The organism is Sphingomonas sp. 179-I 2A4 NHS (genome assembly GCF_045369135.1).
Taxonomy (GTDB): domain Bacteria; phylum Pseudomonadota; class Alphaproteobacteria; order Sphingomonadales; family Sphingomonadaceae; genus Sphingomonas.
In genome coordinates, this window is sequence record NZ_JBIQFL010000006.1 from 195,006 (window position 1) to 216,781 (window position 21,776).

Annotated in this window: 20 protein-coding genes and 1 tRNA gene; 7 read left to right on the top strand and 14 right to left on the bottom strand. The window is 63.9% G+C overall.

The annotated features are described in order from the left end of the window. The first annotated feature begins 5 nt into the window (after positions 1-5). The 5 genes from mreD to ACH0CP_RS12680 all read left to right on the top strand — a co-directional run bounded on the left by mreD (position 6) and on the right by ACH0CP_RS12680 (position 4,897). Complete coding sequence (gene mreD, locus ACH0CP_RS12660; protein WP_294444677.1) at positions 6-440, top strand: rod shape-determining protein MreD; 435 nt, start codon at positions 6-8, stop codon at positions 438-440. After that, a complete protein-coding gene (mrdA, locus tag ACH0CP_RS12665) occupies positions 437-2,530 on the top strand; it encodes a penicillin-binding protein 2 (RefSeq protein WP_294444676.1) in 2,094 nt (697 codons plus the stop codon). The genes mreD and mrdA overlap by 4 nt, the downstream gene beginning before the upstream one ends. Next, positions 2,527-3,639: a rod shape-determining protein RodA gene (gene rodA, locus ACH0CP_RS12670; RefSeq protein WP_294444675.1), complete on the top strand. Its 1,113-nt coding sequence runs from the start codon at positions 2,527-2,529 to the stop codon at positions 3,637-3,639. Before mrdA ends, rodA begins: the two co-directional genes overlap by 4 nt. 79 nt (positions 3,640-3,718) lie before the next feature. Beyond that, a tRNA-Lys gene (locus ACH0CP_RS12675) sits at positions 3,719-3,794 on the top strand. Between the two features lie 665 nt (positions 3,795-4,459). Further along, a complete protein-coding gene (locus tag ACH0CP_RS12680; protein ID WP_406889339.1) occupies positions 4,460-4,897 on the top strand; it encodes a hypothetical protein in 438 nt (145 codons plus the stop codon). A gap of 35 nt (positions 4,898-4,932) precedes the next feature. Here the strand turns inward: ACH0CP_RS12680 and ACH0CP_RS12685 are convergent, their stop codons facing one another. Both ACH0CP_RS12685 and ACH0CP_RS12690 read right to left on the bottom strand, forming a co-directional pair. After that, the gene (locus ACH0CP_RS12685; RefSeq protein ID WP_406889337.1) at positions 4,933-5,352 is read right to left on the bottom strand and encodes a hypothetical protein; all 420 of its coding nucleotides are present in this window, start codon (positions 5,350-5,352) and stop codon (positions 4,933-4,935) included. A gap of 1,839 nt (positions 5,353-7,191) precedes the next feature. Then, positions 7,192-9,642, bottom strand: a complete 2,451-nt coding sequence (locus ACH0CP_RS12690) for a hypothetical protein (protein WP_406889335.1) — start codon at positions 9,640-9,642, stop codon at positions 7,192-7,194. 74 nt (positions 9,643-9,716) lie between these two features. Here ACH0CP_RS12690 and ACH0CP_RS12695 point away from each other — a divergent pair, with 74 nt between their 5' ends. After that, a complete protein-coding gene (locus ACH0CP_RS12695) occupies positions 9,717-10,145 on the top strand; it encodes a hypothetical protein (RefSeq protein WP_406889333.1) in 429 nt (142 codons plus the stop codon). On the opposite strand, the gene ACH0CP_RS12700 is transcribed toward ACH0CP_RS12695, so the two are convergent. From ACH0CP_RS12700 to ACH0CP_RS12720, 5 genes are read right to left on the bottom strand one after another with little or no spacing between them, the layout of a single operon-like run. Then, positions 10,057-12,717 (bottom strand): hypothetical protein, encoded by a 2,661-nt coding sequence (locus tag ACH0CP_RS12700; RefSeq protein ID WP_406889332.1) that lies wholly within the window; start codon positions 12,715-12,717, stop codon positions 10,057-10,059. The genes ACH0CP_RS12695 and ACH0CP_RS12700 overlap by 89 nt on opposite strands. Then, complete coding sequence (locus tag ACH0CP_RS12705) at positions 12,714-14,762, bottom strand: hypothetical protein (RefSeq protein ID WP_406889330.1); 2,049 nt, start codon at positions 14,760-14,762, stop codon at positions 12,714-12,716. The genes ACH0CP_RS12700 and ACH0CP_RS12705 overlap by 4 nt, the downstream gene beginning before the upstream one ends. Continuing rightward, positions 14,762-15,277, bottom strand: coding sequence for a hypothetical protein (locus tag ACH0CP_RS12710; RefSeq protein ID WP_406889328.1), 516 nt, complete (start codon positions 15,275-15,277; stop codon positions 14,762-14,764). Before ACH0CP_RS12710 ends, ACH0CP_RS12705 begins: the two co-directional genes overlap by 1 nt. A gap of 1 nt (position 15,278) precedes the next feature. Further along, complete coding sequence (locus ACH0CP_RS12715; RefSeq protein ID WP_406889326.1) at positions 15,279-15,512, bottom strand: hypothetical protein; 234 nt, start codon at positions 15,510-15,512, stop codon at positions 15,279-15,281. Then, positions 15,512-16,150 (bottom strand): hypothetical protein, encoded by a 639-nt coding sequence (locus ACH0CP_RS12720; RefSeq protein WP_406889325.1) that lies wholly within the window; start codon positions 16,148-16,150, stop codon positions 15,512-15,514. Before ACH0CP_RS12720 ends, ACH0CP_RS12715 begins: the two co-directional genes overlap by 1 nt. Positions 16,151-16,385: 235 nt before the next feature. Between ACH0CP_RS12720 and ACH0CP_RS12725 the strand changes: the two genes are divergently transcribed. After that, positions 16,386-16,523 carry a YHYH domain-containing protein gene (locus tag ACH0CP_RS12725; protein ID WP_406893918.1) on the top strand — a complete coding sequence of 46 codons (138 nt, stop codon included), beginning with the start codon at positions 16,386-16,388 and terminating at the stop codon, positions 16,521-16,523. A gap of 28 nt (positions 16,524-16,551) precedes the next feature. Here the strand turns inward: ACH0CP_RS12725 and ACH0CP_RS12730 are convergent, their stop codons facing one another. The 7 genes from ACH0CP_RS12730 to ACH0CP_RS12760 all read right to left on the bottom strand — a co-directional run bounded on the left by ACH0CP_RS12730 (position 16,552) and on the right by ACH0CP_RS12760 (position 21,221). Beyond that, positions 16,552-16,779 carry an HGGxSTG domain-containing protein gene (locus tag ACH0CP_RS12730; RefSeq protein WP_406889599.1) on the bottom strand — a complete coding sequence of 76 codons (228 nt, stop codon included), beginning with the start codon at positions 16,777-16,779 and terminating at the stop codon, positions 16,552-16,554. A 23-nt stretch (positions 16,780-16,802) separates the two neighbouring features. Beyond that, the gene (locus ACH0CP_RS12735) at positions 16,803-17,330 is read right to left on the bottom strand and encodes a hypothetical protein (protein ID WP_406889323.1); all 528 of its coding nucleotides are present in this window, start codon (positions 17,328-17,330) and stop codon (positions 16,803-16,805) included. Next, positions 17,320-18,567 (bottom strand): AAA family ATPase, encoded by a 1,248-nt coding sequence (locus ACH0CP_RS12740; RefSeq protein WP_406889321.1) that lies wholly within the window; start codon positions 18,565-18,567, stop codon positions 17,320-17,322. Before ACH0CP_RS12740 ends, ACH0CP_RS12735 begins: the two co-directional genes overlap by 11 nt. Positions 18,568-18,769: 202 nt before the next feature. Beyond that, complete coding sequence (locus ACH0CP_RS12745) at positions 18,770-19,096, bottom strand: hypothetical protein (RefSeq protein WP_406889319.1); 327 nt, start codon at positions 19,094-19,096, stop codon at positions 18,770-18,772. Then, positions 19,093-19,626 carry a hypothetical protein gene (locus ACH0CP_RS12750; protein WP_406889317.1) on the bottom strand — a complete coding sequence of 178 codons (534 nt, stop codon included), beginning with the start codon at positions 19,624-19,626 and terminating at the stop codon, positions 19,093-19,095. Before ACH0CP_RS12750 ends, ACH0CP_RS12745 begins: the two co-directional genes overlap by 4 nt. Beyond that, positions 19,626-19,823 carry a helix-turn-helix transcriptional regulator gene (locus ACH0CP_RS12755; RefSeq protein WP_406893917.1) on the bottom strand — a complete coding sequence of 66 codons (198 nt, stop codon included), beginning with the start codon at positions 19,821-19,823 and terminating at the stop codon, positions 19,626-19,628. The genes ACH0CP_RS12750 and ACH0CP_RS12755 overlap by 1 nt, the downstream gene beginning before the upstream one ends. Positions 19,824-19,970: 147 nt before the next feature. Next, complete coding sequence (locus ACH0CP_RS12760) at positions 19,971-21,221, bottom strand: tyrosine-type recombinase/integrase (protein ID WP_406889314.1); 1,251 nt, start codon at positions 21,219-21,221, stop codon at positions 19,971-19,973. Between the last annotated feature and the right edge of the window lie 555 nt (positions 21,222-21,776).

The following is a 21,776-nucleotide window of genomic DNA, read 5'->3' on the forward strand; positions in this document are numbered from 1 at the left end:
CGGTAATGGCGGGCTCCCTCGTTACGATCTTCCCCATCGCCGCCACCTTCCCGGTGATGCCCCCGTTTGGCCTCCTCATGCTCCTTGCCTGGCGCCTCCTCGCGCCGCTGGCGTTGCGCCGCTGGAGCCCGGCGCTGCTCGGCCTGTTCGACGATTGCCTCAGCGGTCAGCCGCTCGGCAGCGCCATGCTGTTGTGGACGCTCGTCTTTTTCATGATTGATCTGTTCGACCAGCGGACGATCTTCCGCGCCTTCGCGCAGGACTGGCTGATCGCAGCGGTGGCGATCACCTTCTGCCTCGTCGGCGGCCGCTTACTGGCATCCCCCCTCGGAGCGCACGTTGATTTTGTGCTACTGCCCCAGATCGCCGTGACGATCCTCCTCTTTCCCTTCGCCGCCCGTGTCATTGCCTGGGTAGACCGCCGGCGCATCGCGCAATGAGCCGACCTCCCCGCATCGCTACCGAGGCGCAGCAAGGCTATACCTTTTCGCGACGCGCCTGGCTTCTGGGCGCGGCGCAGCTTGGCGTTGGCGGCATGCTGGCCGGCCGCATGGCGTGGCTTTCAGTGGCGGAGAACGAGCGCTACCAGCTGCTGAGCGAAAGCAACCGCGTCAACATGACGCTGATCCCGCCGCGTCGCGGCTGGCTGGTTGATCGCAATGGTCATCCGATCGCCGACAACCGTACGGATTTCCGAGTCGATCTCATTCCCGATCGCGTGCGCGACGTGGAGAGGACACTTACAGCACTAAAGCAGCTCCTGTCGCTAAACGACGAGGATCTTTTGCGAATTCGTGCCGACCTCAAAACGGCGGCTGGCTTCCAACCGGTAAAGGTCGCCGAGAATGTCAGCTGGGAGCAATTCGCTGCCGTACAAGTGCGCCAGCCTGAGCTTCCCGGCGTCGCTCCCACCCGTGGGTTCGCGCGAAACTATCCGGCCGGCGCCGCCGTGGCGCACCTCACCGGCTATGTGGGCAGTGCGAATGCCGAGCAATTCAAGAAGACGCGGGACCCGCTACTCCTCACACCTGGATTCAAGATCGGCAAGGATGGTCTTGAGAAGACCTTGGAACCAGTCTTGCGAGGCAAGCCAGGTGCCAAGCGGATCGAGGTCACCGCACGCGGTAAGCTGGTCGCCGAACTCGCGACCCGGCCTGACGTGCCCGGCAAGACGCAGCGGCTGACGATCGATTCCGGGCTTCAGGAATATGCCGCCCGGCGGCTCGGCACCAACTCCGGTTCGGCGGTCGTGTTCGACTGCCTCACCGGCGAGATGCTCTGCATGGCCTCCATGCCGGCCTACGATCCGAACAGCTTCTCCGACGGGATCAGTCATCTCGAATGGAAGATGCTGTCCGCGGATGATCACGTGCCCCTGATGAACAAGGTAACTCAGGGTCTCTATCCCCCTGGCTCCACCGTTAAGCCGATGAACGGCCTCGCGTTGCTCGAAGCCGGCATCGATCCCAACGACCGTGTGTTCTGCAGCGGGGCGATGCGTGTCGGCACGGGGGTGTTCCACTGCCACAAGCGCCGGGGCCACGGCCCAATGGATCTGCGCACTGCGGTGGCGCAAAGTTGCGACATCTACTTTTACGAGATGATCCGTCGTCTCGGATACGACCGCGTTGCTCCCGTGGCCCGTGCGTTGGGTTTGGGGCAAAAATTCGATCTTCCGTTCTCCACGCAACGCTACGGGACGGTGCCAGATAGCGAGTGGAAGCAGCGGAAATATAAGACGAAATGGACCGTCGCCGATTCGCTCAACGCGTCGATCGGTCAAGGCTATGTTCTGGCCAATCCGCTCCAACTTGCCGTGATGTCCATGCGGATCGGTGCCGGTCGAATGCTGCAGCCGAGCCTCCTTGCCGACCGTGTCCATGCCGATGCTGCGCCGCTGCCGTTCCGCCCGGAGAACCTCGAGATTGTCCGCGAATCGATGTGGAAGGTGGTGAACGGCGGCGGCACGGGCGGTGCATCTCGGATGCACGTGCCTGGCGTCGAACTCGCTGCAAAAACCGGTACGGCGCAGGTGCGCCGCATTACGTTGGCAGAGCGGCGGCGCGGTGTGCTGAGCAACGCGCAATTGCCGTTCAAGCTTCGCGACCACGCATTGTTCATCTGCTTCGCCCCAGCCGACAAGCCTCGCTATGCCGCGGCGGTCGTCCTTGAGCATAACGGCCATACGGTCCGGAACCTCGACACACCGATGATCGGCCGGGATATCATGACGTACCTTTTCGATAAGCCACGGGCGATGAAGGCGCTCGAGGAAGTCGAACCCACCTGGGGCGGTGATATCCGGACGCGTATGGCAGCCCAGGAAGCCGCCTATCGCGCCGCTACCAATGCCCCGGCCCCGGCTCAGGCAGTGGCGACCGAAACCAATGCTCCCGCGCCGACCGCCGCGCCCGCGGTGCGGCAAGCGACCGACGCATCATCGGCGAGCCAGGAGGCGACTGTCGGCGATATCGCCAATGGCGTGGGGCCCGCGAGCATCGGAACCACGGAACCGTCTGATCAGCAATGAACGGCCCCTCGATCGTCCCTGCCCCCCTCGCACGCCTGCCGTGGCGGATGCTGCTGCTGGTAATCGCGATCGCCACTTTTGGACTGGTCGTGCTTTATTCCGCAGCGGGAGGGAGCATGCGCCCGTGGGCGATGTCTCAGGGCATCCGCTTCGCGATTTTCCTGTTCGGCGCGATCATCATATCCCGGGTTCGAGAGGATGTCTGGCGCCAAGCAGCCCTCCCCGGCTATGTCGTCATCGTCGTCCTCCTGTTCTTGGTTGAACTGCTTGGCGCGGTGCGCGGCGGAAGCCAGCGCTGGCTCGACCTTGGCTTTATACGCCTTCAACCATCCGAGTTGATGAAGCCTGCGATCGTTCTGGCCTGCGCGCGCTTCTATGAAATGCTGCCTCCCAACGAGACCCGGCGCTTCGGGGCGATCTGGCCCGCTGCGCTCCTGATCGGGCTTCCGGCGGGCCTGGTGATGCTCCAGCCTGATCTCGGAACCGCACTCATGATCACGGCCGGGGGCTTGACCGTGATGTTCCTCGCCGGCGTTCCGCTGCGGCTGTTCGTCGGCGGCGCACTTGCACTCGCGATCGCCGCGCCGTTGGCGGTGAACTTTCTCCTCCACGATTATCAGCGCAACCGCGTGCTGATCTTCATGGATCCGGAAAGCGATCCACTCGGCACCGGATACCACATCAGCCAGTCGAAGATCGCGATCGGGTCAGGCGGGATCACCGGCAAAGGCTTCCTCAACGGCACGCAGAGCCATCTCGATTACCTGCCCGAGGGCCATACCGACTTCGTCTTCGCCACCATGGCGGAGGAATGGGGCCTGCTCGGCGGCCTCTTCATTATCGGCGCCTATTTGCTGGTGATCCGCTGGGGCGTGGATGTCGGCATGCGCGCGCGCAGCCGCTTTGCGAAGCTGACGGCCGCTGGCCTGGCTACCACGATCTTCTTCTACGTCGCGATCAACCTCATGATGGTGATGGGCCTGGCGCCCGTCGTCGGCATCCCCCTCCCGCTCGTCAGCTTTGGCGGGTCCGCGCAGATGACGGTTTTCCTGTGCCTGGGCATCCTGATGTCGATCGATCGAAATAATCGCGGCGAACAGGGGTGGTGACGATAAAAAGCACTTGCGCGTCCCGCGATCGATGCTAATTGACCGCCTCCCGATCGGGGCAGCCGCCCACCACGATCACGGACGCATAGCTCAGTTGGTAGAGCAGCTGACTCTTAATCAGCGGGTCCTTGGTTCGAGCCCAAGTGCGTCCACCATATTCAGATCATTGAAGATTTCGGCGTTCCGAGGTTCCTGAAAAGGGCCTCGGAAAGTTGGCCGTGTAAGCACCGGGTAAGCACGAGAAAAAGGGGTTCGCCTCTACGTTCGGTCGCTTCGCACCATTCGCCTTTCGCGTGGGTCGCTGACAACAGAACCTCCGGTTCCGGTTTATCCGGATCAAGGAGGCTCGATTATGGCCCACCTCACAGCGGAAGAGCACGAGCGCCGGCTCGCCCTCTACGATCAAGGGCTAATGGACAGCGAGATCGCAGCGCTAGAGGGCTGTACCCCCAAGCCGATCCAACGCTGGCGAGCCCGCCGCAATCTACCTCCAAACACAACGAGCGGACACCGCCCTGACGGCTCGCGCCTTTGGGCTAACTGGTCGCCCGAACTTAAAGGCGCTTGCTTAGCCTTGTTGCGGCGTGGGGTAGGCGCAATCACAATCGCGCGCGAACTTGAGATCTCGACAAAGTCGCTTGAGCGTTGGCGAAGCGAGATGCTGCGGGAGTGTCCCAACCTGCGGCGCCCAGGCACGGCCCGACGACGTGTGCCGAGATGGCCTAGCGGACGAACGTACTCCCGCCTTAAGCCGGATCGGAGAAAGCGAGCGTTCGAACTGTATCTATTCGGAAAAGACGATCATCAGATCGCTCTCGAGTTGGGCATCAACCGCGCGCAGGCATGGGAATGGCGAACCGCCCTGTTTCTGCCGCCGAACCTAGCTCGTGGCACCACGCGGCGGAAGGCGCGGCCAAAAGAAAGAAGAAAAGATGTCGGGGCGGCAATCACGCCGTGGTCCAACCCATTGTACGCGGCCGTGGCCAAAGCCGTGGGCGGCGGTCTCGCCAGAGACATGGCGGATGACGCGATAAGCGAAGTGTGTTTGGCGATTCAAGAAGGCAGGGCATCACTGGCCGATCTCGTTTCTGTGGCAAGAAAGGCCCGCGGCCGCGTCACGAGTTCGTTTGGTAGCGACCGCCGGACCGTCTCGCTTCATCTGGCGCTTCCGGGAACAGACGACCTCCTGCCAATCGACCTCCTCGTAGATGAGCGGTCTTCGACATGGCTCGAGGAGATGGGTGCGACAGTCTGGTGAAGGCCCCGCCCGCGAGAAGCGAGCGGGGAAAGGGGTTAGAAGGCGCCCTCTGGATCGCCGCCACCGGGATCACTCAACGGGCACCCAGGGCCTCTGTCGCTTTCAACCGAGATCGGTTCGAAGCTGTCTTCGCAGGGGTAGCCCTCTCCCGAATGATCGTCTTCTTCGCGGGGGTCACTATCCTCGGCGTCTTCGTAGAACTGGCCATACTGCATCGAGATGCGGAAGCCTCCGACGGTTCCCTCAGGCCACGACTGATCGCCAAGCTCGGATCCGTCCGGCTCAAGATCACCGCCGTCTTCGAGATCGGGATCGCCCGCTAGGTCGTCGTAGAAGGCCATCAGCGCGTCAATCTGGTCGCCGATCTCCTTGGCTGCCTGTTCGCGACCCAATGCGGCCGGCAGGTCATAGATCGGCAGCGCCGTCGTCCCTGCGATGATGCGAAGATCAAGCATGCCCCACCTCCGTGGCACCGCGCTGGCGCAATTCGGTCGCCGTGTCGCGCATTACCCGGGCTATCTGCTCCAGCATCTCGGGGGAGACGTTATGCGTGAGGCAGGTGACTGCTAGAGGCGAGAGGGCGCGCGCCCGCCCGGTTCGGTATCTGGTGGAGCGAGGCTCAAGCATTACAGCCCTCCTCCACGAGAAAGCGACCGACCCGCGCACGGAGTCGTGGCGACAACTCCCGACCCGCAAGAATGTCACTCACCAGCGCCGGATCATTTGCCAACATCCGGCCGAGCCGGCTCCGCGCGGCGCCAGGCCGATCGAAGTAGCGATTTAACCCAGCGATGATTAGGGAAGTGGGAAGCTGATACCGCTCGTCCCCAGGGGTTGCGTCAGTGCGGCGTCGCATTCGCGTCCTACGGTGGTCCTCCCGAATACTCGCAGCGTACGCGGTGTACGGCTTTACCTGCCTGCTCGGCGGATTGCTCGTAAATCGATGCATAGTTTCTTCTCACTGGTTTGGCCTCTGACAGCCATTCCAGGTCACGGACCTGGCGCCGGGAGAGTCAGAGCCTGCCAGTGAGACAGGTGGAGCGATTTCCCCTCGAAAGGGTCTTGTATGGCGCCCCGCTCCCGACATAGAAGGTCGGTGAGCTGTGGACGCCAATCCACGCTCAGTCGAAGCCCCGCCAAGGGCTCCGGTTCGATGGTCAGACCCGCGCCAACGGGTCACGCCACCTATCACTGGTCCGGGCTCTGACACCCACGGTCCAGATGCACCTTTCCAGAATCGAGCGCAAGCCGTCCTCCGCCAGGGGATAGCTTCCGCGCGACTGTCCATTGTGCCACCCTCCTCCCGGGGGGAACGCAATGTCGACTGCTCATGACCTTATTGCCCAAGTGAACCAAGAGACGCGCCGTTTGAGCACCCTGTTGCTCGGTTTTGCAGCGGCAGCGATCGCATTCGGTGTCCACGAAATTGCGGATTGGAAACCAACGTACGCGCTGATTCCCGCCGCTCTGGCGGGCGTCGCGTGGGGACTATCTTTCATGGCGGGGATCAATTGGGCCCACTGGCAGCAGAGCGCTATGAGCGTGAATGCAGCCCTTCTCAGTATGCCGAGCGATCATCCAAAGCGTTCCAACGCAACAACACTGGACCGGACAGCACGTGACCGCACGCGATGTTGGTACCGAACGCAGCTTTGGGCGCTGCTTGGTGGAGCTGGACTGTTTGTGGTGGCTCAAGGATGGCACATCTATGATAGCGCGGAACGACGAAGCGCGGCTTCCCCGCACGACCTGGCTAGGTGCCGAACGCTGCAGAATGATATGCTTTCGGCTTACCCTTTACGGAAGGACAGCCTCCAGCTTTTCATCGCGCTGAACTGTAGCGCGCAAGGCACCGGTCGAATACAGGCACCAAGGCCTGCTCGTTAACATGGCTTTTCGTCTTAAGGGGAACGACTTCGCATGGTTCGAGTAAATCTCTCATTCGTCCCGCCTGGCGGCGGCGAAACTGACTATACTCTCCCTATGGATCTTCCTGCGCTGCCTCGTGAGGGAGATTACATTTCGGTTGTTCGCACTGCCAGTGGGCAACAGAAGCCGGATTATGTCGGGTCGGAGGATTTTATCGTCAGACGTGTATGGTGGGCCTGCACTTATCCTGATGATGGCTCGAACGCCCACGAAGCGGGCAAGGCCCCCGTCGGGAGGGGCGAAGCCTGGGTGGAATGTGAGTTCGCGATCGGCCCGTATTCGTCCAAAGCTCACCAACGAGGAGCCAACACTCCGAAGGCGCGGGCGCCCGTGAGAACCTTCGATAATTCCAACTACTAGCTTGTTTACCGGGGCGGCGCGCTTTCCACCACGTTGCCGAAGTCAGGCGCCCTCTGCGGCTTGCGCTGCCCCGGCTCCCACCACATGCCCTGGCCATTATCGCGCGCCCACTGCATGACGCGCTGACGCTGCCGAATGTAATCGGGGTCGTATTCTTCAGAAAGGCGATCCAACACCTCGCGTTCGAACGCCGCGCGAAGGTACCAGAGGTTGCCGCCTGGGAGGTATCGCTTGATCATCGGTATTGCGGCGCCTCCGGGCTCGCCTTGAATCTCGACGCCGCCCTTGCTCTCGTGGTCCATCGACTTCTGAACCGCGCCCTTGGTATCTTTCACCAAGCCGTAAAACGGGCCGAGCATGAACCCGGCGATGCTGTCGACGCGATCGCCCGTCACCGAGCCGATCAAGTCGCCGAAGATACCCAGACCGCCGCCCTGGAGCATGGCATCGATCCAGAAACCCTCGTCGTCCATAGGACGCGGATCGCGCCCCTTCGCAATCTCGCGCAGCTGGATCGACGCGGCACCAAACACCGTCATTCCAACGAAGAACTGCGCGGCGTACGCGCCCCCACGATATGGCCCCAGCTCCGCCATCCGCTTGGCTTGCTGCATCATCAGCGCGACCGCGAAGCCCTTGAACTGGAAGCTGTTGCGCAGAAACTCGCCAGCGAGCGTCCCGGGGCGTGTCCCGGCTAGGATAGCCGAAGTCGCGCTCGCACTGTTCTCCTGCACGGCGCCGGCGGTTTCGCCGAGCACAAGGTCCATAAGACGATCAGCGGCCTCGCGATCGGCAATGTTTCTCGGGCTCACCCACTCTGCTCCGCGCATGCGCTCAGGCTCCGCGGCGCGGATAGCGTTCCAATGCGCCTCGGTCAGTCCATACCGCGTCATCCCCTCGCGCAGACCCGCGGGCAGGTCGGAGAATACCCGCGCCCGATGGTCAGCCAGTGTGCCAAGAAAATCGAGCCCGAAGGCCCGCTGCCCTGCCTCGGTGAACTTATTGAGCCCCGAGAGGCGCAGCACGTCGTCCGCGATCACCGAGGTGAAGGACGGCCCATGGGTCTCGCCGACATATCGCGATAGCCCCAGGAGGGAGCGGCTGGCGTCACGCATGCCGAGCTCCAGGCGAATGGCGAGCTTCCGATCGGCCGCGCTCGCTGGGTTGAGCTGCCGAAGATAGCTGCCGAGCACCTTCATCTGAGGCAGCCCGTTGAACTTGCGGGCGAGGATCTGGGTATTGAAGTCGGAGATGGCCGACAGCGGCGACGAGCCAAGTAGAGCAGCAGTGAGAAGGTCGCGCGTGCCCCGGATGCCGCGCAGACCATAGAAGCTCACCCGCTCAAGAATGCCCTCCGCTAGTACGGGCGCATAGGTCTCCCCTTTGATGTAACGCCAGAGCTGTTCAGCCTGAAGGCGCCCGCCTGACGTGCCCGTCACAGCACCAGGGGTGGCCTTCTCGGACTGAGCTTCGATCCGGTCGACAGAGTCGAGCATCCATTTGACCGTCGCGTCGGGGTTGGGGCCGAACCGCTCCATCGCTGCGATGTCCTCGGACATACCGCGGATGTGGGCCATCATTGCCGTGAACACATTGCCGGCGCCGTACTTCGCGTCGTAGCGCAACCATGCGTCGCCGTCCTTGAACACGAAGACGCGAGGGTAAGCGCGGGCGTTCGCCAGCTTGCCGGCCTTGATGAACGGATCGGGCGTGTCGCCAATCAATCCGCCGGAACGGATCGACTGATAGGCGCCGCGAATGACCTCCTCCAGACGCTGCGGCGTCATTGTCCCGCCTGTATCCGGATCGCGCATGGCGGATATGTCGAGCAACTCCCGCAGCTCGCCCCGCCACTGATCGTACGGCACACTGCGGACCTTCAGAGCGTCGTGACGGTGGGTGAGGCCCCACCCCCGCAGCTTGCCGATGTTACCGCCCGCAGCGTTGAAGCGCTGGCGCAACGTTTCGAATGTCTCGGTAATGGCATCGGCGAATACCTTGGCGCGTGGGTTGCCCGTGCCCTGCCCATGAAGCTCGCGCACCACATCCTCGATGCCGCCGCGATCGCGTGGCTTGCCGAGAAAGTTACGGCGATGGCGCTGGATGAAATCAGAAATGCGCGCCTGAGACTGGAATTCCAACCGATCAGCGCGACGCACCACGTTCTCGTATGGCGCACGCACGTCGCTATCCATCATCGCGCGCACGCCGGCATAGAGCGATCCGCCGCGGTACTTCTCGAGATCGGCCCGTGCTCGCTTCTGCGCCGCTGCCTGCAACAGCGTTTGCCGCTTCTTCAAATCGGCCGCTGCGGCCATCTGCCGAAGGGTTTCCTCGCTCGCCTCCGCCGCCGCCGCATCGGGCCCCATCGTGCGACCGAAGTGCTCTTCCAGCCGGTCGAACAGGTCCTTCATGCGCTTGGCACGCTGCGGGTCGATCTCGCCACGCTCGACCATGTCCGGGATGCAGTTACCTAGGGACACCGTTTGTTCCTTGTGCGATGGTGTCCGCGGACGGACAGGGGTTCGACATGCTGAAGAACAAGCGAGTGGATGCGGGCTTGCTGGGCGTCATGGGCCTACTCTGGGTGCCGGCCTGCCTGATCATCGCCGTGCTCGTCGGCGGCAAAGCCGCGGCGAACTGGGGTGTGATGATGGCAGCGGCGCCGTTCCTGCTCGGCATTGCCTTCGTGTGGGCCTGTCTCGTGATCGCGCTGCGGACGCCCGAGCACTTTGCTGTCGCGCTGATCTTCGGCATCCCGCTGGTGTTCTGGATGCTCGGCGCACAGTTGGGCGCCGCCGCCCTTGGCGCATCGGTCATGCTCTGGGTTGGCAGCCGCGTTGCTATCCACGCGATCGAGCGACGCCGGGTCACGCAGCGCGCGCCTGGGGCGTCATACAGCGGCGGGCTGCTGATAGAGCCGCGGCATCCGCGTCAAGATCCTCAAGCACATCGCTGACGAGTTGTTCGCCCGTGTCTTCCGATAGTCGGACTGTCAGATTCGGGTCGGCCGCAACGTCCATCCGCAGATCGTGTTCGAGGCTTTCCACCAGCGACCGCGGACCCGTGCCGGCGAAAGGATCGTCATAGCCGGCGAGCGCCGGGGCATCATCGAACGCGGCGCGCATCGCCTGCTCGTCCTTCCACGCCTGTTCAAACTCGCGCCGGGCGACCTCCTCCAAGCTGCCGAGCGGGTAACGCGGGCGAGCCTGTGCCTCATCGAGGAGGTCAAGGAAGTCGGCAACGGTCGTGCGGCTGGTCGCATTGGAGGGCGCTGTGTCGTGAAAATAGCCCGCTTCCGCCGCCAGTTCGCGCGCGCGGTCGAGCGACATACCCCCGCGACGGATTAGCGAGCCACGGCCGGGAACGAAGGTGCGCAGACCGCGCCCGCCTGCGAGATCGTGGCCCTCGTCATCTCGCAACCCGCCATGCTCAGCGAGGAAGCGATATAGGTCTTTGGGAGCTGACGGCTTTGGACTTCCCCCGTTGGAGGGAGCCGGGTTCCGGCCGCGCTCTAATACTGGCTCATTCTGCTCCAGTATTCTGCTGGCGCGAAATTCCTCCTGGGGCGGCAGGGCGGCGAACTTCGACTGTTCGCGATAGTCGAGTGCGTCCAGCTCGCCGGGCATGTTGTCGCTCGGGCGGATGTTCTCGCCATTGGCGTTGACATAAGCCAAGGCGTCCTGCCGATTGTAGAACCGTCCTTGATTATCCGCGAAGCCGGTGCCCTCGATGCCGACCGCGCGCAGCTTCTCGCTGGCAGCGGTGAAGTGGTTACCCATCGCGCTGCCGACGTAGACTTTGCCGTCTTTGCCAAGGAAGGCCGGCGCCACGCCTTGGCTCGGCAACGCGCCCACGACACTCTCGAAACGTGGTTGCTGCACCGTGTCGATCTCGGCACGCTGAACCACGCTTGTGTTGGGTCGCTGGGTATCAAACCGTCTCGCGTCCTGTGCCTCGTCCTCCGCGCGAACACGGGAGAGCGCGGCGTCTTCGGCGACCACTTCCGCTTGCGCGAGCGACCATTCGGCCTCGTCTCGGAACAGCTCGCGGCGAAGCTGCGGCGTGGTTGGCCGCGCCTCGTTCATGCGCTGGTGCGCCCAGTCGATCACGTCGCCGACAGTCTTGCCGTGAAGAACGCGCCGGTTCGCAGCGATCGCGGCTCCATCGACCACCTGCGCGATCGGCGTGTCTGGGCTGGCGCGAAGAACCTTTCGCCCCCCGTCTGCGCCTAGGAAGTGCATTAGGTAGAGGTTGCCGGCCGTCTCCGGTGCGCCGATCCGCGCGAGGGCGGCAGCGTTGTCCGCCGTAAGATCGTCCATCAGCTGATCTTGAACCGCGCCATCCGTGCGCTTGGCCAGGATCGCGTCTCGGCTTTCGGTCGACCCGAACCGTCGCCGGTAATAGCTGAGCCAGGTGCCCTCGGTGAACTGATACCGGCCGAGCGCGCTCGACAGTAGCTTTCCCGTGCTGGGATCGATCGGGCGGGCGGCGTCGTTACCGCTACTCTCCGCACCGCGGACATGCGCCTTGAAGTTCCTGCGGGCATTCGGGTCCGCCACAATGGGGCGCGCGGCTCCGGCCACCGGGTCGCCGTTGATGACACTCCTTGCCCTTTCGAGGCGTGCCACATGCTCTTCGCCATCGGCGCCGGGCTGAAACGGGGACGTGGCCGCGACTTCGTCTTCCCGTTCAATCACATGCGCGGCGCTGATCTCGGCGGGCGTGGCGCGCGAACCGACCCGGCGCCGGAAGCGATTGAGCAGCGCGCCGGCCGGCTCGATCACGCCGCCCTGCAACACGCTTCCTACGACACCGGCCGCGGTGACGTTGGTCACGGCTTCCCCGGCTGTCAGCTCCTCCCCTAGGTCGCTGCGGCGACGCGCCAGCATGGGCTGCTGGACCGCTTCGGCGCCCGCATTGACGAGTCCTTCGATTAGGATGCGCTGCGCCACCGTCTTCCCAGCACCGCCGATCGGCAGCGTTGCCACAGTCAAAGGATCGTCCAAGCTCTTGAGTGCGCCGCCCGCGAACGACACGACAGAACCGACCGTGCTGGTGTTGCGGTCGAGGGTGTCGCGGGCCGCTGCGCGGCGGGCCTGCGCACCCTGCACGATCTTGGCGTGGAACTCGTCGAGCGTGCCTGGCACGTCAGGCAGAAACTTCGGGTCGGCCTGCCGGCGTCGGGCGATCTCGCGCCAGATCAGCGCCTCTTCCTTCTCCCGCTCGTGACTGCCGATCTCCGCTGCTGGCGCCCACTGACCGGGGTTGGCATAGGCGTGGCGGTCATCCGCATCCGAGGCCCAGAGGCGGCGCGGCCGCCCTTCGTTCAGCACCTCCAGAATTGGGCGATATGCCTCCGACACACGGTCGCGCTCGCCGTTGGAACGATCGTCGGTGGCCAGGCTCACCCCCGCACGCCATAGCTCCGATAGCGTCGGCTGCGGCAGGCTCTCACGATCTGCGGTCGGCAGCGCCGACAGGTCGTTATGGTAGAAGTCCGTGGGATCGTACGACCGCGCGTCCGTCATCGCCAAGGCACCTTCGCAACGTCGAGCGTGAACACGCCGCCGCCCTGGGAACCGAGCAGTCGGGCGTTGCGGGTTATGAAGCCGTATCGCGTGCCACCGAGGCGCACGGGCGCCAACTCGCGCAGCTGGCCGGAATAGACGGCGCTTCCGTCGGGCCAAACGGGCGCACGGCCGATCGTCGCCGCGCTCATTTCCTTGCCAGTGGCTCGGGCCAGACGCCGGAACAGGCCATCGCCTGACCAGCCGGGGGGAAGCGACACAGGCGTTCCCCGGAAGTCGGCGATGCCGCCGAGCTTCACGCCATCCTTACGATACGCGCCGAGCGCCGTGTCGACGGAATCGCGCCAAGCCTGATCATCCCATTGGGTCCGGCCCGCCGTGGTCATGCGAGCGGCGTAGAGGTTCTTCGCCGCGTCCATCACGTCACTGGCGTAGTCAGGCGGCAGACCGCGGAGGGCGGGCGCGGCGTAAGTAGAGAACAGGAGCTTGGCTTGCTGTGGCATGAAGACGCCACCGTTGGTCTTCAACGCCTCTGGTCCGCGGAGGATGTCGCGCGCTGCCTGATATCCGACATCGCCCGGAAGCACCGACAGCGTGGCTGCAATGCGGAAGGCGCCGTCATCCTTACCCGCGATCTGCCGGGCGGCACCGTCGATCGCGCGCGGATCACCGAACTTGGCGATCGTCTGCAAGGCTGCGAGCCGCTCCGCGGAGTCACCCGACACCTGATCTTTGAGCGGCTGCGCTTCCGCCTGCGTCAGGGGCTCGACGACGCGCCTGCCATAGCTTGCCGCCGCCGCGACCGCCTGAGCCGCGCGTGCCTGGTAAGTTTTCGGGTCAGCGGGTCGAAGAGGAGTGACGGTCTGGCCGGTCGCGTACTGAAGCTGCGCCAGTGCACCGCCCGGCTGATTGAGTCGCGCTGCGGTCTGCTCGCGAAGGGCGGATAGCCCGCGCAGCTCTGATGCCTGATCCACTGAAAGGGCTGTTTTCGCCTGAAGCTGACCGATGCGGGCGTCCAGCGTAGGTAGATTGGCCCCACGATGGGTCTCCGCCGCGCGGATTTCGCGGCCCTTCTGCCGAGCCTCTGCCGCTGCGGACGTGTCGCCAAGCGCCTCGTAACCGGCCGCTAGTTGCTGCCAGTCTGCCGAGGTGCCGGCACCGCTGTCCAACTGGACTTTGACGGTTGCTAGCTGCTCGCGCTGCACAGTCCGGTCATGCGCCTGCTGAGCGCGTGCTGCTGCCGCTGCGCTACGTTCCTCGGCTTGTTCGCGGTCACGGCTGATGCGGACCATGCGCTCGGCGTTTACGAGGTCGGTGCCCTGCAACGTGTTTCGGTACTTCTCGAGGTAGCTCTCGGCCCGAGCGGCGCTGTCTTCGGCTAGGCGCTGCACGATCCCGAGACGCGTGCGCGATCCATATTCCGCCTGTTGCTGCGGAACACTCTCGGTCATGCCTGTGCGTACCGCCCGTTCGGCTATTTCCTGCTGGCCGGTGGCGATCGCGGCGTCGGACAACTCGACGTCATCGCCTGCCCTGATCGCGGCTGAGGCACTGGACGCGGTGCGTGCGTCCGATACGTCATTGCGCCAGCGATTGTCCTCAACCGCGACATGCTGATCAATCGCCGACCGGTACGCCGCAATTCGCGCTTCTGCCACGCGGTCGAACATCTTCGCAGCGAGCGCATCAGTTCCTAGGCCGCGGGCGATCTCGGCCCGGCGGGACCGCAAAGCCTCAAGCGCCGGTTCGTAGGCATCCACTGCCGCCTTGCCTGAAAGCGACCGAATGCCTGTGCCGGGCGCGTAGAGAATCTCCTCCCCGCTGGCGGAAAAGGCGATGTCTGCCTCCTTCGCGCGGGTCTCCGCTTGCTGCTCCTGGACCGATGCCAGCACCTGCGCAGTGCGCTGCAACTGGCCGGACAGAGCACCCAAGCCGGCCGCTATCCCGCCGGCGACGCCGCCGCGATTATCCGCGGCAATAACCTTTGCATCGCTGGCCCGCGCGAGGGGCATCGAGTTTTCGGTGGTGACGCGAACGCGGGGCACTAGTTGCCTGCCTTCAACTTCAACCGGGCTTTGTAGTCGGAATACTGTGTGGCGCCGCCGAGCATCGTCGTGCCCACGTCAAATGCGCCACCGACGATTGCACCGGCTGCGGCTTGGCGTGCTCCCTTCGCCTGAGCGCGGTAATTCGCCGCGTTGAGCGTGAAGCCTCGAACCTCCTCGTCGCCCTGCCGATAAACCTGCGCGATATCTTCGGCGCCGATCATGGCAGCGTCTTGCTGCACCTGGAGTGCCGAGCCCATGCCGAGGTCGATCCCGTTCGCTGCCATAGCGGCGCGCTGCTGGCCCTTCATCTGGCCCACCTGCCGGCCGACCCTCAGCGCCTGCGTCCGCGTGCGCTCCTGCGCATCGCGGGCCTGCCCGTTCGCCAGCCCAGCGTTTCGGTCGGCGACCTTAGCCTGATAATTGGACATGGCGGCGTTCTGGGCGGCGCTGACGCCTGCCCCTATCGCGGCTGTCGCGGTGGCAGCGATCAGAAGGGTGCCGGGATCGCACACATCAGTTCTCCCGGCGGGGCACGTGCGGGACATCGGTCAGGCCAGCGGCGCGCTGCTGGTGTACGGTCTCCGCAACACGATCGGGGTCCGCGTATTCCGCGTCCCACCGCTGGCGCTTGGCCGGATCCGTCGGTCGATATTTCCAGTCGAGCGGACCGACGTAATCGACCTCCTGACCAGGATTGAAGAGAGCGCCGTTGTGATAGACGCGGACCATTGCAGTGTGGGCGGGCATCAGGCGGCCTCCTCGACGAGCACGGCGACGTGGCCGGCGACACGGGTGTTCTGCCATTCCGCGAAGGCGCGAACGCTGCGCTGGAGGATGCTGTCGGTTTGGAAACCACGAACAGCGATGCCGGTGAAGTCCAATCCCCCCGCGTTGAGGATGCGTCCCAGCGGGTTGCGAACGTCGTTGAAGTCCCCCGCGATTAGGTCGCGGAGATTGGCAAGCTGCTGCTGGTCGAACCGGCTGCGCTTCTCGAGCGCGTGAGCGATGATGCCGCTGCCGGCCGCCATGTACTCGCGGTATAGCCGGGCGAGCTCTCGAGCCGCGTCCTCCATCGCTACGGCTGCTGCCGTCCGCTGGTCGAGAAGGCCTAGAATCGCTGCATGCGCCTCTGCCGCGCCCGCTGTCTCCGCCGCCTGGGCTTCGGCGGCGATCATCTGACGGGACCGCTCCCATGCTGCGTCCAGCGCCACCAGGCGATCTTCGAAGCCGATGACCTCGGCCTTTGCCTCACGCACCGCGTCGTCGGTGCCTTCGCCGAGCTCGCGCCTCACCGACTGGTCAGTGAACGCGTTCTGCGCCTCGGTTAGCTGCTCGGTCAGCTTCACCCGCCGAGATAGATAATTGGCTTCCGTCAGGCGTTTCATCGCCGCGTCTCCCTTGTGCCGTCGATCGACGGTAACCAGGGCACGACATTGTTTGAATCGAAGGCGCGTGGTCGCAGTTGTGGATTCGACTCGTCACTTCAGACGTGACAGTGTCGCGGAATACTTAGGGGGATTGTCTATGATTACTCTTCGCGCTGCCGCTTGTGCCTCGCTGCTGATCTTCGCCGTTCCTGCGGTTGCGCACGAACCTAAGCCAGGCACGACGGAGCCGAACATGACGCCGGCCACAGGGCCGAAGGTCAAGGCGCCATCGAAGACTCCCAAGGCGCCCCAGCACAGCGGCGGGACTGACGCTAACGGCTGCCACACGAACCATTCCACCGGTGATTACCACTGCCACAAGCCTAAGTGATCACGGTCGGGCGCAAGGCCAGGACCGGTTAGAACTGTTGCAGGTCGCGGAGCAGGCGCGCGTCTCGTAGAAGAGCGCGGAGCCTGCGCCGCTCCTGGATGGCCTCTGCCGAATGCATGCCGTGCTTCCATGCATTCCGATTGCCCTTCGGTGCGCCTGTCGACTTCCCACCGTGGAAGCGGCACCGGCCATTCGCCATCGGGCTAAGGGCGCACGGTCCATCGGAGCGGTTACGGGCCCCACAGGCGCGTTTCATGGGGTTGATACGCCCTTTTCCGTTCACGCCCCCTCCTCCCCCCGGTTCACCGCACCGACGATCGCCTGTCCACCGGCATGCACCTGCACGTGCTCTACGGTGACTCTTTGTTGCCCCTTGCCGCGATGGCGGTTTAGCGTCTCGAGCAGAGCAGCGTACGTGCGGGAGCATTTGTTGGCGAGGTTCAAGCAACGTTCGACGGCATCTGGTCTTTGGCCGGGCGCAAGCGCGATTCCGAGCCGGTCTAACGAGGCGTTATGCAGCGCGAGCATCTGGAGAATGATCTGCTGTTCGAATGCGTCACGTGGAGCCATGAGCGCCTGCGTGCTGATCGCCGCGTCCACTTCCGCAATGACTTTCTCCTCAGTGTCGCCGGGATAGCGAGGTAGGATCGTCCCGAGCTGGCGGTTTAGCGAAACCTCTACGTGCTCTTCGTACACCGTCTGGGCGCCCTCACTGAGGCCCCGCACCTTCAACAACTTCCGCTTAGGGGTTTTCGCGGCCACGGTCGACGCGGGGGCTGTCGTGGCGATTGCGTTGTCACCGGTCATCGTCGTCTCCATCGTCCATATCCACGACATCATCACCTCCCCAGCCGGTCGAGTATTCTCCGGCTTCGTGGAAACCGCCGCGGGTTAGGTCAGGGGAAGGCGCGGTGGCCTGATGGCCGGCGCCTTCCCCTACGTAGTAGGGTAGTATGTTCGGGGGGGTGTTCGGGGTGAGGGGTTCGGGGTCGTTCGGGAAGTGTTCGGGAACGCGTTCGGGAAGCGTTCGGACGAGCGTTCGGGGAGCGCCTGCGGACGTTCGGCGCAGGGCCTTGATGCACACGCCCTTGCCCTTCCTTTCGAAGTCGAAAACCTCAATTTCGCCGGTGACGAGTAGGCGCTCCATCGCCTTCTTCAGCCGAACTTTGCCGATCCCCTTGGCCGCCGGCATGGCCTCGAACTGAGTGGGGGCAAAGTTCGGGGAAGCGTTCGGGGAGACGACCAATCCGTCTTTGGTCCGCGCGTCGAGGCAGGCGAGGAATGCCGCGTTGTCGCCGCTAGAAGCAATTACAGCCGACAGTTCCGCCCGCTTATCCTCGGGCAACTCGTCTTCTCGGATCAGCGCAAAGTCATGCCAGCGGAAGGTCAGCACGTCGCCCATACGGGCATAGTTCGCCTTACCGAGCTTGATCTCCCTCACATCGGGATCGGCCGCGCCTTCCGGCTTCTCCAGCACGATTTGTGACCGCACGGCGTTAAGCCAGGCCGTGGAGCCCGAATAGCTGTCACCAGACTTGTTCGGGTGGCCGATCAATATGACGGTCGCGCCCTGCTCCACGCAGAGCGAATACAGGAGATTCACGAATGCCGTGACCTGCCCGCGATCGTTCTCGTTACCGGTGAAAAGGTGTGCCACGTTGTCGAGAACGACCAAGCCGGCGCCCGTCGCGGCGATCGTGTTCTTGAGCGCGGCGAATGATGGCGCGGGGCGGATCCTGCCTTCGTTGTCGAAGGTCGCCAGTTCATTGCCGAGACGCCCGCGCAGGCTCGTCAGATGCAGCTTACCGGCGAGGCTGGCCATCGGCACCCGCAACGCGCGGCAGATATGCTCCTGCGTCCAGTGGAGGCGATCGTCGTCGTCCTCCGCGGTGATGTACAGCGTCGGCCCAGCCTGCACGTCGATGCCCAGCATCGGGAGGCCCGCCGCCGCGCAGGTGGCGAGCTGTTGTCCGAATGTGGACTTGTTCGCGCCGCCCGCACCGGTCAGCAGCGTTACCTCGCGTGACGGCACGAAACCGGCCATCGCGAACACCTTGGGAGTGGAGGTGAAGCCCGCCCACGCCTTCAGGTCAGCGACGGGAAAGATTTCTCGCGCCTCTGTCCCACGCGGAGGTTCGGCCTCTCCCGTCACCTCTGCGTTTTGGGGGTCGTCAGCAGCACCATCCCAGCTCGAGAAGTCGTCCCGGCTAGCCGGGATCCCAACCTCCAGATGCGCCCACGGGTCTCTATTCGGGTTCATCAAGAGAACTCCCGGGTCCCCGTGTCTCAAGCGCTATCGCGACCATCATCAGTCGTACCAGACCAGCGTGAAGCTCCCTGATGTGCTCGATCGGCATCGCGGCGAAAGCGTGCTCAGTCGCTATTGTGGTTATGGTGCTCAGGATCAGCTCGGGCTCCCGACGGGCGTGACGCGATGCCGCCGTCGCCTTGTCACGCATGTAAAGAATGCCGCAGCGGAGCCGCTTCTCCTCCTCACCCAGACAGGGGAGGAAGGTATCGACCGTCGGGGCGTAACGCCGAATCCGGTCGGGTGCCGTAGCGAGAGCGCTCATGCGCTCCTCCCGCCATCCGGACCGTACACGGAAGCATCTTCCGTCCAGTCGAGAAGCTCGAACCCGAGCTCCTTTGCCAGCTCCTCACCGAAACGCATCGCTTGCGAGCGACTGTCGAACGATAGGATGTAGGTAAAAACACCGATCGCACGCACAATCGGGCTTACCGCCGCGTCAATGATAAAGCCGGGTTCTTTCCACCGCAGTGACACATGCCATGTGTCGACGTTGACCCCGAGGCCCCAGGCATTCGAGACGACCACTTCATTCGCAGGCCCTCGATTGAAGATCTTGTCCGCGACGCTCGGGAACGCCTCGCACACCCCTCGGAACCAGCGGCTATCAAGGGACGCCACGTTGTCTTGAGATGTTGTCGTTAGGGCTGGGTTGATGTAGGAAACCGAAGAGACTTCGCCGGCCAGCAAGCTCTCGGACGCCGCACCCTCGCAGGGGCGGCGTCTTTCGTTTGGGGGCCCGATCCGATCATAGTGGCGGGAAAGGATCGGATGCGTCGCGGGGTTCGGCGCCATTACGCCGGCACCCGCTGCGAAGTGCTACCGACAACGCGGGCAGCCACCCAATCCCGCAAGTCTTCCTCGCGATAGCGGACTGCCCGGCCCATTTTAACGAAAGGGGGGCCGTCGCCCTTGACCCTCATGTTCCGAAGAGTCGCGGGGGACAGGCCGAGCATTGGGCCGGCTGTCACGTCAGTGTGCAGGTTACTCATTATGCCGTCTCCTTCGATGACGGCAGCCTATTTGTAGCAAATTTGGGGTAGGTTGAATTGAACCCAAGTGAGCCGAGGTGACATCCAAGACCCTGGGATTAAACGATATTCTCTCTGGTTAGTCGAGGAACGAGGAAATCGGTGATTTTAGCTCTTGCCCTGTTGCAAGTCAGCAACATGAGCCGCCCACGCGGCAAGCGCCTCTCGTTTCTCTTCCTTCCAGTCGTGCCGCTGATAGACGCCGGCGATCCCCGACTTCGAACCGCTTACATGGTTTAGCACCGCCTCGGTGACTTCGAAGCGCACCCCAAGCCGCTGTAGGCCGGTTGCGACCGTTCTACGCAAATCGTGGGTACGCCACGCCGGTACGGTCTCGGGCTCACGCGACTCGTCGGCGGCGGCCCTCGCCTCCATCGCGGCAATGGTTGCGTCCAACCGCGCCTTGGCCTTGGAGTAGCCCGACACTGCGGTCTTGCCCGTGGTGGTAAACACTAGCCTCCGGCGCGGCCACTGGATCGGCTCGCCGTCTCTCGGCTCGATCACAGCGGCGGCGAGCTCGTCTAGGAGCCCCAGTGCGGCCCTCGATAAGGGAACAATATGGGCTTGCCCGTTCTTCGCGCGCCGCGCCGGCAGGTCCCACGTCGCAGTGGCGCGATCCAGTTCTTGCCACTCCAGCCCCGCGACCTCCTCGCGGCGCTGCCCCGTGAGGATCAACAGGCGGAAAAGGGGACCGAAAGGATAGGCTAGGTCGTTCGCTGCCTTCCAGACAAGCGCCAATTCGCGGTCGCTCAACACGCGATCCCGTGCGGCAACCGTGGCAGGCGCCTTCATCCCGTCCATAGGTGAGCGCTCGATGTCACCCCGGCCCTCTGCCCACTTGAACATCTTGCGCATGGTAGCGTGTGCCAACCGCGCGCTGGCTGGCCGATCGGCCAGCCGGTCGAGCACTGCCGCGATGTCGCTCCGCTTGATGGTCAGGAGCGGCTTCGCGCGAAGCACCGGCACGGCTTCGCTCATCAAAAGCCGCTCGCCTGCGGCCCAATCCTTCCAATCGTTTTTTAGCGCGCTTTTGACAAACAGCGCCGCGTACACGTCGAACGCTAGGTCCACCGCCTGCCGGCGCCGCTCGCGGTCCTGCTCCGCGGGATTGACCCCCTGATCCACCAGCACCCTGAGCCGCTTGGCCTCGGTACGTGCCTTATCGGGAGTCCACGAGCCGTGCGGACCGATGGTGACTCGCTGAGCCCTAACCTCCCGGCCTCCCATCCGGTACTGAAAGACGTAACTGCGGGCGCCAGCGGCGGTTACTCGCAACCCGAAGCCGGCAACCTCGCTGTCCCAAAGGAACCCTGTGCCCGCTGCATCGACGGACGTCTTCGTGATCTTGCCTGTAGCCATCATCCGTCCCGTGTAATCACCGAGTAAGCACGGCGAAGTGACTAGCGGCGACGCGGGATGATGGCTAGTGACACTGGAGCCTAGGACTTCCGCGAGTTTCGTGACGACAGATGAGACCGGACGACACCAGAGGAACGCCTAGGCGGTAACTCTTAATCAGCGGGTCCTAGGTTCGAGCCCTAGTGCGTCCACCATTATATCAGCGGGTTAGCTGGGATAGCTCTCAGCAATGCTCCGGAACTGGCAGCTTCGTCCTAGACGAAGCGCCAGGCGCTTAATCCCCGTTCGGCCCCTTCCTCTCAATCGGTAGCGCAGCCTTCCTGAGCTGTGGCACGCGGGTCAAGTGCGGCGCTGTCCGCTCGTACAATGCCACGTTGCTGCATCTGCGTCGCGGCTTGGCGCTGCAATCTTTGGCGTCAATATCATCACGCAACCAGCCTGCGAATCTGTCTGACGCAGGAAGATTGGGGCGATCGACCTACATCGGCGCCAACCGACACCGCACGGCGAAATCAAGGGAACTTCAACAGGGCTTAGAGAGGGTGGGCCCGCCTT